Consider the following 8903-nt stretch of genomic DNA (forward strand, 5'->3'; position numbering starts at 1 on the left):
CGGCCCTCGCGCGGCCGGCCGGCCGATCGTCGCGCATCGCGCACGCGGCCGGATGTCTGGCGCCCCCGACTTACCGAGAGGCGGCGCCTTGCCGGAGCCGCCGCGAGGCCCGCCCCCATGCCGCCCGGGCCGCCCCGGAAAGCCCCCGGGGCCTTCCGGTCAGTGCGGCTCGCCGCTCTTCACCTCCGGGTCGTCGAGCTGGGACTGCGCCGCCAGGGCGCGCGCCATCTGGCTCAGCGCCTCCTGGTGCTTCTCGTTGTCGATCAGCGCGAAGTTGCGGGCCAGTTCCAGGCACATGCGCTGGCGCGGCGAAACCTCCTGCGCTTCCGTGGCGGTGCTGAGCCCCTCGAAGAACCAGGAGACGGGCACGCCGAGCACCTGGGCGATCTCGAACAGCCGGCCGGCGGAGATGCGGTTCAGGCCCCGCTCGTACTTGTGCGCCTGCTGGTAGGTGACGCCGATCAGCCGCGCGAGCTGCTGCTGCGACAGTCCCATCATGATCCGGCGCTCGCGGATTCGGGCCCCCACGTGATGGTCGGCGACGCTGGCCCGCTGGGAGGCCTTCTCGCCCTGGGGCTCGTCCTGGGCGAGCGCGTCCTCGTTCGGAAGGGTGGCGGCGGCGGCGGTGTTGGACATGGTCTTACCCTCTCCGTCGCCCTGCCCGGACCGGTCAACACGCAAGCGATGGCGGGCGTGTTGACAAACCGGTGAGGTGCGGACCCCGTTTCAGCTCTTGCGGCTCAGCCCGGTCACCTTCGCCGGCTGGCGCAGCTCCTCGAGCTGGCGCTTCAGCGAGGCCACTTCCGCCTGGAGGCTCTCCATGGTCTCCGCGCCGCCCGTTCCGGCCGGGCGGGGCGGCTCCTTGGTCGCATCCGTGGCGGCAGGCCGGAAAGGCGTGAACAGGCTCATGGCGCGCTCCATCATGGCCATGTTCTGCTTACTCATTTCTTCAAACCCGAAGGGCATGTGGAAGCCCTCCATGCTCTTCTGCATGGCCACCCGCATCTGCTCCTGCTGCCGCGCGAAGCTGCCCATGGCGAATTCGAGGTAGCGCGGCACCACGCTGCCCAGGCTGTCGCCGTAGAAGCCGATGAGCTGGCGCAGGAAGGAGGTCGGCAGCAGCGAGCGCCCCTTGGCCTCCTCCTCCACGATGATCTGGGTCAGGACGGAGCGGGTGATGTCCTCGCCCGACTTCGCATCGTAGACGACGAAGTCCCGCCCCTGCCGGACCATGCCGGCCAGGTCCTCCAGCGTGACGTAGCTCGACGCCTCGGTGTTGTAGAGGCGGCGGTTGGCATACTTCTTGACGACGACCGGCGGGCGCTGCGGCTCGCTGCCCGGCTCGCCACCTTGTTCCGACACTGTCTCGGCCATGCAACCGCCATCCCCAACCGCGTGATACCCGAGCACCCTATCACGATTTTGGTGCAGCGCGCCAAAGATGGCCGAAACGGTCGGACTTGACCCGCCTTCCCGTTCCGTTCTCCCCTGCGCGCCCGCATCGTGGCGAACCGGACGGGTGGCTGGACGATGAACGACGCGAGCGACCTCGAACGCCTTGCGCAGGACTGGATCACGCTTTGGCAGACCGAGCTGGCCGCCCTCCTGAGCGATCCCGAGGCGATGCGGCGCGCCATGGCCGGCCAGGAGGGCATGCAGGCGGCGCTGGCCCACTGGCTGGACGGCGCCGGCACCGCGGCGCTGACCCTGCAGGAGGCCTGGCGGCGTGCCGCCACGGCGGCGAGGCCCGCCGACGCGCCGGACGGGACGGCGGCGGCCTGGCAGTTCCCGAACCCTTTCCCCAATCCTTTCCCAGGCTCTTTCCCTGGACCGTTTCCCCCGGCCGCCCCGGCAGGGGCACCCGACGCGCCGGCCTGGCCCTTCGCCAGCCTGTTCCCGGGGCCGTTCCCCTCTCCCAAGGCGCGGCCCGGCACCGCCGGCGATGACTCCGCCGGCGCCCAGGCAGGGGCCGCGCCCGCTGCCGCTGCACCTCGCGATGGCGACGCTGCTGCGACTGTCGGCGACGCCCTGGACCGGCAGCGCCTGCTCGACCGGATCGCCGAGCTTGAGCGGCGCGTGGACGCCCTCGCCGGCGGGGCGGCGGGAGGCGGGCCGGATCGCCGACGCCCTCGCCAGCGCCGGCCTGTCGGCTGAGGCGCTGCGCGACGCCGTCCTCGCGCGCCTCGGGCGCGAGGAGCGGGAGATGCTGGCCGGCATCGCCGCCTATCGGCGCCACCCCTACCGGCGCGCCCTGCCCGATCCGCCCGTGGTCTGGGAAGAGGGCGCCACGCGGCTGCTGGACCATGGCGGGACGGGCCCGGCGGTGCTGTTCGTGCCCTCCCTGGTGAACCGCGCCTACGTGCTCGATCTCGCCCCCGGGCATTCCATGCTGCGCCACCTCGCCGCCAACGGCGCCCGGCCGCTGCTGCTGGACTGGGGCAGCCCCGGCGCGGTCGAGCGCCGCTTCGGCCTCGCCGAGCACGTCGCCCGCCTGGAGCGGGCGCTGGATTCGCGCGCGCTCCGCCGCACCCCGCTGGTGCTGGCCGGCTACTGCATGGGCGGGCTCCTGGCGCTGGCGGCGGCGCTGCGCCGGCCGGACCGGGTGCGCGCGCTCGCCCTGCTCGCGACGCCCTGGGACTTCGGCGCCGGCCGCCCCTCGCCGCCGCCGGCGCTGCTGCCCCGATTCGCGCCGTTGCTGCAGGATGGCGTGCTGCCGGTGGATGCCCTCCAGGCCGCCTTCGCCGCGGCCGATCCCTGGGGCGTCGCGCGCAAGTTCCGCGCCTTCGCGGCGCTGCCTCCGGAATCGGAGCGGGCCAGGCTGTTCGTGGCGCTGGAGGACTGGCTGAACGACGGCGTGCCGCTGGCCGCCCCCGTCGCGCGCGAGACCATCGGCGGCTGGTACGACGAGAACCGGCCGACGCGGGGCGACTGGCGGATCGGCGGCATGGCGGTGGACCCGGCGGCGCTGCGCCGGCCCGCCTTCGTGGCGCTGCCCGACCGCGACCGGATCGTGCCGCCGGCCTCGGCGCGCGCCCTGGCGGCGCGGCTGCCGGCGGCGGAGACGCACGTGGCGGCGGCCGGGCATGTCGGGATGGTGGCGGGCAGCGGCGCGGAAGCGGCGCTGTGGCGGCCGCTGCTCGGCTGGCTGCGGCGCCTCGGCCGGCCACGGCGCGGCGCGCGGGCCGACGCGGCCTAGAGCGGATCGCCGGCGGGCGGACATGCCCGGCGGCGTGCATCCGCGCCGCCAGGGCGCGCGCGCTCGGCATTGAGGATGCTCCCGGCGCCCTCCCGACCACGACGGCGGGAGCAGCATCCGCGGTCGGTGCGCCACGCCCCACGATCCGAAGGGACGCGGCGGGAGGCCGGAGCCGCCCGGCGTCAATCCAGCGACGCGAGCCCCCGGTCGATCGCCTCGGCCAGGATCGCGGCGCTGCGCCGCAGCGCCTCCTCCTCCCCGGCATCGAGCGGCGGCAGCAGCGGCGCCGAGCTGCCCTGCCGCCCCAGCACGTGCGGCAGCGAGACGCAGGTGTCGCGCACGCCGAGCAGCTCGGGCATGAAGGTGGCCACGCTGAAGATGGTGTGCTCGTCGCCCGCCACCGCCTGCGCCAGCCGTGCGACGCAGCCGCCGATGCCGTAATTCGACACGCCCTTGCCCTGCTTGATGCGGTAGGCCGAGGTGCGCACCTCCTCGGCGATCCCGGCGCGCAATTCCGGCGGGAGCGGCCGCCCGGTCAGCACGGCGAAGCGTTCCAGCGGCATGCTCGCCGCGTGCGCGCCGCTCCAGTGCAGCACCTCCGAATCGCCGTGCTCGCCGAGCACGTAGGCGTGCAGCGCGGTCGGCGCGACGTCGAAATGCCGTGCCAGGCGGTCGCGGAAGCGCACGGAATCGAGCGCGCAGCCCGTGGCGATGGCGCGGCGCGGATCGATGCCGAAGCGCTTCACCGCGATCGCCGGCATCACGTCCACCGGGTTGGTGGCGAAGAGCTGGATCGCGTCCGGCGCCGCGCGCCGCACCTCGGGGATGATGGCGGCGGTGATTCGGACGTTGCGCGTCAGCAGCTCCAGCCGGGTCTGGCCCGGCTTGAGGCTGGCGCCGGCCGAGATCACCACCGCATCCGCGCCGGCGAGGTCGGCATAGTCGCCCGCCCGCACCTCGGCCACGCCGCCGAAGGCCGCGGCATGGGCGATGTCGGCCGCCTCGCCCTCGGCACGGGCACGGTCGAGGTCGACCAGCACCACCTCGCGGATGCCCGGCGTGCGCGAGAGCATGTAGGCGGCGGCGGCCCCGACCTGCCCGACGCCGACGATCCCGATCTTTCCCGGCATGTCACAGCACCCCGATCATCGGCCACCAGGTGGCGGAAAGCAGCAGGATCAGCGCGAAGCCGGCCACCGTCAGCACGATGCCGATGCGCATGAACTGCCCCATGGTGAAGGCGCCGGTGCCGTAGCACAGCATGTTCTGCGGCGCGTTGGTGGGCAGGATGAAGCCGAAGGAGACGACGAAGGCCTGGATCAGCACGATGCCCGCCGCGGTCTGCGGCCCGTAGGGCAGCGTCTTGGCGAAGGCGATCATGATCGGGATCAGCGTGCTGGCCAGCCCCGTGGCCGAGGCGAAGCCGAGGTGCAGCACGATGTTGAACAGCGACAGCGCGCCGATCACCAGCACCAGCGGCATGGCGGCGAGGCCGAGCTGCCCGAGCGTGACGCCGGCCAGCCAGTCGGCGGCGCCGGTGCGCTGGAGCAGCGTGCCGAGCGAGATCGAGGCGGCGAACAGCACCACCGTGCCCCAGGGCACCAGCTTCTCCGCCTGCGCCCAGTGCATCACGCCGAAGCGCGGCATCAGCAGCGCGGCGATGCCGATCTGCGTCACCGTGGTGGTGTCGAACGGGTGCAGCAGGCCCTCGGTGGACCACATCACCAGCAGCACGCCGGCGACCAGGATCAGCCGCTTCTCGGCGGCGCTGATCGGGCCGAGCTGCGCCAGCTCCGCGTCGAGGCGCCGCACCGCCTCCGCCGGGGCCGGCACCTCGGGGCGCAGCATGAAGCGCGCGGCGAGGAACAGCACGACGCACATCAGCACGGTGAAGGGCAGCGCCGCGACGAACCAGCCGCCCCAGGTGACGGGGGCGCCGAAGGCCTGCTGCATGAAGTTCAGGCTGATCAGGTTCTGCGCCGCGCCGGTCTTGATGCCGATGTTGAAGATCGAGCAGGCGGCGGCGGTGACGATCATCAGCGTGGCGCCGAGGCTGCTCGCGACGGGCAGGCCGAGCGCCGTGACGATGCCGACCATGATCGGGATCACCGCGCCGACGCGCGCCGTGGCCGAGGGGATGAACAGCGCCAGCACCAGCCCGACCAGGATCGAACCCAGGATCAGGCGCGAGGGCGAGACGCCGATCCGGCGCATCACCAGCAGGGCGAGCCGGCGGTCGAGGCCGGTCAGCTTCAATGCCACCGCCAGGAACAGCGCCGCCGCCACCAGCAGCACCGCCGAGGAGGAGAAGCCCACCAGCATGGTGTTGAGCGCCCCGGCCGAGGTGAGCGGCGGCCCGTTCGCGACGAGCGGCTTGCCCATCAGGCCGAGCACGGCGGCGCCGGTGAGGATGACGGCGCTGTTGGCCGGCGAGACGCACTCGCTGATCCAGAGCGTGACGACCAGCACCAGCAGGCCGAGCGAGACCTGCCCCGCCGGCGAGAGTCCGGCCGGCGTCGGCAGCAGCAGCACCACGAGGTAGAGCGCGATGGCGAGGCCGAGGAAGGCGAGCTTGCGGTTGGAGGAGGGGGCTTCCGGCGAGCCGATGGGCTGGCCGGCCGGCGGCTGCCGGCCGGGAATGACGGAGGCGGTGGTGGCGTCGGACGGCGGGGCGCTCACGGCGTTCGGTCCTCGATTGTCCTGTTGGCCTGTTCGGTTGGCACGATGGACGCGCGCCGACGGCACGATGGTCGCGCGCCGACGGCGCGATGGTCGCGCGTCCTGCGCGGGGCTGACCATAGCCCCGGCCTGCCAACAGCGGATTGTGTTGGGTCAATGATAAAGGCAGCCGCCGCCGGCGGCCCGCCCACCGGCGGCGCCGGCCGCCCCCGGCCGAGTCGGCCGCCAGGGCGCGGGGCTTGTATCCCCGACGCCCGCGCCTAAACTCCCGCCCCGAGCGTTCCCGCCACCATAAGGCCCGCGCCAATCGGGCACTGGGGAAACCCGTCAATGACCGAGATCGTCATCGCCTCCGCCGCGCGCACGCCGGTCGGCAGCTTCAACGGGGCCTTCGCGTCGCTGCCCGCCCACGCGCTGGGCACGGTCGCCATCAAGGCGGCGCTGGAGCGCGCGGGCGTGAAGGCCGAGGAGGTGGACGAGGTGATCCTCGGCCAGATCCTGACCGCCGGCGCCGGCCAGAACCCGGCCCGCCAGGCCGCCATCGCCGCCGGCATCCCGGTCGGCGCCACCGCCTTCGGCATCAACCAGCTCTGCGGCTCCGGCCTGCGCGCCGTGGCGCTGGCCGCGCAGCAGATCGCCAACGGCGACGCCGCGATCATGGTCGCCGGCGGCCAGGAGAGCATGACGCAGGCGCCGCACGCGGCGAACCTGCGCGCCGGCCAGAAGATGGGCGACCTCGCCATGATCGACACCATGATCAAGGACGGGCTGTGGGACGCCTTCAACGGCTACCACATGGGCAACACCGCCGAGAACGTGGCCGAGAAGTACCAGATCACCCGCGAGCAGCAGGACGAGTTCGCCGCCGCCAGCCAGCGCAAGGCGGGCGAGGCGATGAAGGCCGGCAAGTTCAAGGCCGAGATCGCCCCCGTCACGGTGAAGGGCCGCAAGGGCGACGTCGTCGTCGAGAACGACGAGTACCCGAAGCCCGAGACCACGATCGAGGTGCTGCAGAAGCTGCGCCCGGCCTTCTCCAAGACCGGCACGGTCACGGCGGGCAACGCCAGCGGCATCAACGACGGCGCCGCCGCCATCGTGGTGATGAGCGCCGAGGAGGCCGCGAAGCGCGGCGTCGCGCCGCTCGCGCGCATCGTCTCCTGGGCGACGGCCGGCGTCGATCCCGCCATCATGGGCACCGGCCCGATCCCGGCCAGCCGCAAGGCGCTGCAGAAGGCGGGCTGGGACGTCTCGACCCTCGACCTGATCGAGGCGAACGAGGCCTTCGCGGCGCAGGCCTGCGCGGTGAACAAGGATCTCGGCTGGGATCCGGCCAAGGTGAACGTGCATGGCGGCGCCATCGCCCTCGGCCATCCCATCGGCGCCTCCGGCGCGCGCGTGCTGACCACGCTGCTCTACGGCATGCAGGAGCGCGGCGCGAAGCGCGGTCTCGCCACGCTGTGCATCGGCGGCGGCATGGGCGTCGCGATGTGCGTGGAGCGCATCGCGCACTGATCCCGGGCGCACGGGAGCGGTGCCCCCCGACGCGGTCGGGCGGGCACCGCCCCGGACCGCCTCCGCCGCGCGGCGCCGGCCTGCCGGCCCGCGCCGCGCGGCCCGGGAATGCCGGCGGCCGGGAATTCGTCGCGGGGTGCGCCCCGGTCCCGACGCGGCCGTTGCCAGCCCCACCAGGCATGCCGCTACTCTTCCCGCAAGGCCGCAAAGGCCGCCCCTGGGAAGAGGAATGTCCATGGACCGTCGTCACCTCGTCGCGGCCGTCGCCGGCGGCGCCGCGGCGCTTGCCGCGCCGCGTCTCGCCAGCGCGCAGCCGCGCATCCGCTGGCGCTGCCCCAGCGCCTATCCCAAGAGCATCGACACGCTGTTCGGCGCGCAGGAGGTGGTGGCCCGCCGCGTCTCGGAAGCCACCGACGGCGCCTTCCAGATCCAGAATTTCGGCCCCGGCGAGCTGGTGCCGGCGCTGCAGGTGATGGACGCGGTGGCCGCCGGCTCGGTCGAGTGCGGCTTCACCTCCAGCCTGTTCTACACCGGCAAGGACCCGGCGCTCGCCTTCGGCTGCAACCTGCCCTTCGGCATGAGCACGCGCCACGTCTGGTCCTGGCTGAACCAGGCCGGCGGACGCGAGATGCTGGCGCCGGTGTACCGGGACCTCGGCGTGCGCGCCATCCCGGCCGGCAACACCGGCGCGCAGATGGGCGGCTGGTTCCGCAAGGAGATCCGCAGCGTCGAGGACCTGCAGGGGCTGAAATTCCGCATCGCCGGCCTCGGCGGCGCGGTGGCGCAGCGCATCGGCGTGGTGGCGCAGCAGATCGCGCCCTCCGACATCTACCCGTCGCTGGAGCGCGGCGTGATCGACGCCGCCGAGTACATCGCGCCCTACGACGACGAGAAGCTCGGCTTCGGCCGCATCGCGCCGTACTACTACTATCCGGGCTGGCAGGAATACTCGTCCTCCAACGACTTCCTGGTCAACCCGGCCGCCTGGGAGGCGCTGCCGGCGCCGTACCGGGCCGTGCTGGAGATGGCCTGCACCGACGCCTGGCACTGGTCCACGGCACGCTACGACTTCCTCAACCCGCAGGCGCTGCGCCGGCTGGTGGCGGGCGGCACGCAGCTGCGCAGCTTCCCGCGCGAGGTGCTCGCGGCGCTCTATCGCGCCGGGCAGGAGCTCTACACCGACACGGCGGCGCGCAACCCGCGCTTCAAGGAGATCTGGCAGAACTGGGACCGTTACCGGCTGGAGCAGATCCAGTGGTTCCGCGCGGCGGAGGACCCGCTGGCGAACTTCCTGGCCGCGGCGACGTCGCGTTAGAGCCGTTCCGGCCTGACTGTATCAGGCCGGAACGGCTCCAACCTTTTGGTTTTTCGCATTTTCCGGGTCGCTGGGTGAGTACACCCAGCTTGAAAATGCTCTAGCCCTGGTCGTCGCGGAAATAGGGTTCCACCGTGCCCTGGAACTTCATGGTCATCGGGTTGCCCTTGCGGTCCAGCGTCTTGCCCAGGGTCAGGCGGA

9 protein-coding genes are annotated in these 8903 nt (G+C 73.0%); 4 read left to right on the top strand and 5 right to left on the bottom strand.

Annotation, left to right across the window (positions count from 1 at the left end; translation table 11 throughout):
* Positions 1–159: 159 nt before the first annotated feature.
* Positions 160–636 carry a helix-turn-helix domain-containing protein gene (locus tag M0638_RS13895; protein ID WP_282571996.1) on the bottom strand — a complete coding sequence of 159 codons (477 nt, stop codon included), beginning with the start codon at positions 634–636 and terminating at the stop codon, positions 160–162.
* Between the two features lie 90 nt (positions 637–726).
* Positions 727–1374, bottom strand: coding sequence for a polyhydroxyalkanoate synthesis repressor PhaR (phaR, locus tag M0638_RS13900; RefSeq protein ID WP_248667596.1), 648 nt, complete (start codon positions 1372–1374; stop codon positions 727–729).
* Between the two features lie 156 nt (positions 1375–1530).
* On the opposite strand from phaR, the gene M0638_RS13905 reads away from it, so the two are divergent.
* Positions 1531–2154 (top strand): hypothetical protein, encoded by a 624-nt coding sequence (locus tag M0638_RS13905; RefSeq protein ID WP_248667597.1) that lies wholly within the window; start codon positions 1531–1533, stop codon positions 2152–2154.
* Positions 2066–3196 (top strand): alpha/beta fold hydrolase, encoded by a 1131-nt coding sequence (locus M0638_RS13910; RefSeq protein ID WP_248667598.1) that lies wholly within the window; start codon positions 2066–2068, stop codon positions 3194–3196. The genes M0638_RS13905 and M0638_RS13910 overlap by 89 nt, the downstream gene beginning before the upstream one ends.
* A gap of 182 nt (positions 3197–3378) precedes the next feature.
* Here M0638_RS13910 and M0638_RS13915 read toward each other — a convergent pair whose 3' ends face one another.
* On the bottom strand, positions 3379–4326 hold the full coding sequence (locus tag M0638_RS13915; protein WP_248667599.1) for a lactate/malate family dehydrogenase: 948 nt from the start codon (positions 4324–4326) through the stop codon (positions 3379–3381).
* 1 nt (position 4327) lies between these two features.
* Entirely contained in the window at positions 4328–5875 is a 1548-nt protein-coding gene (locus M0638_RS13920) for an SLC13 family permease (RefSeq protein WP_248667600.1), read from the bottom strand.
* Between the two features lie 330 nt (positions 5876–6205).
* Between M0638_RS13920 and M0638_RS13925 the strand changes: the two genes are divergently transcribed.
* The gene (locus M0638_RS13925) at positions 6206–7387 is read left to right on the top strand and encodes an acetyl-CoA C-acetyltransferase (protein ID WP_248667601.1); all 1182 of its coding nucleotides are present in this window, start codon (positions 6206–6208) and stop codon (positions 7385–7387) included.
* 235 nt (positions 7388–7622) lie between these two features.
* Positions 7623–8702 (top strand): TRAP transporter substrate-binding protein, encoded by a 1080-nt coding sequence (locus tag M0638_RS13930; protein ID WP_248667602.1) that lies wholly within the window; start codon positions 7623–7625, stop codon positions 8700–8702.
* Positions 8703–8802: 100 nt separating this feature from the next.
* On the opposite strand, the gene M0638_RS28835 is transcribed toward M0638_RS13930, so the two are convergent.
* Positions 8803–8898 (bottom strand): DUF3297 family protein, encoded by a 96-nt coding sequence (locus M0638_RS28835; protein WP_345893030.1) that lies wholly within the window; start codon positions 8896–8898, stop codon positions 8803–8805.
* Positions 8899–8903 lie beyond the last annotated feature (5 nt).

The organism is Roseomonas acroporae, assembly GCF_023223525.1.
Classification (GTDB): Bacteria; Pseudomonadota; Alphaproteobacteria; order Acetobacterales; family Acetobacteraceae; genus Roseomonas_E; species Roseomonas_E acroporae.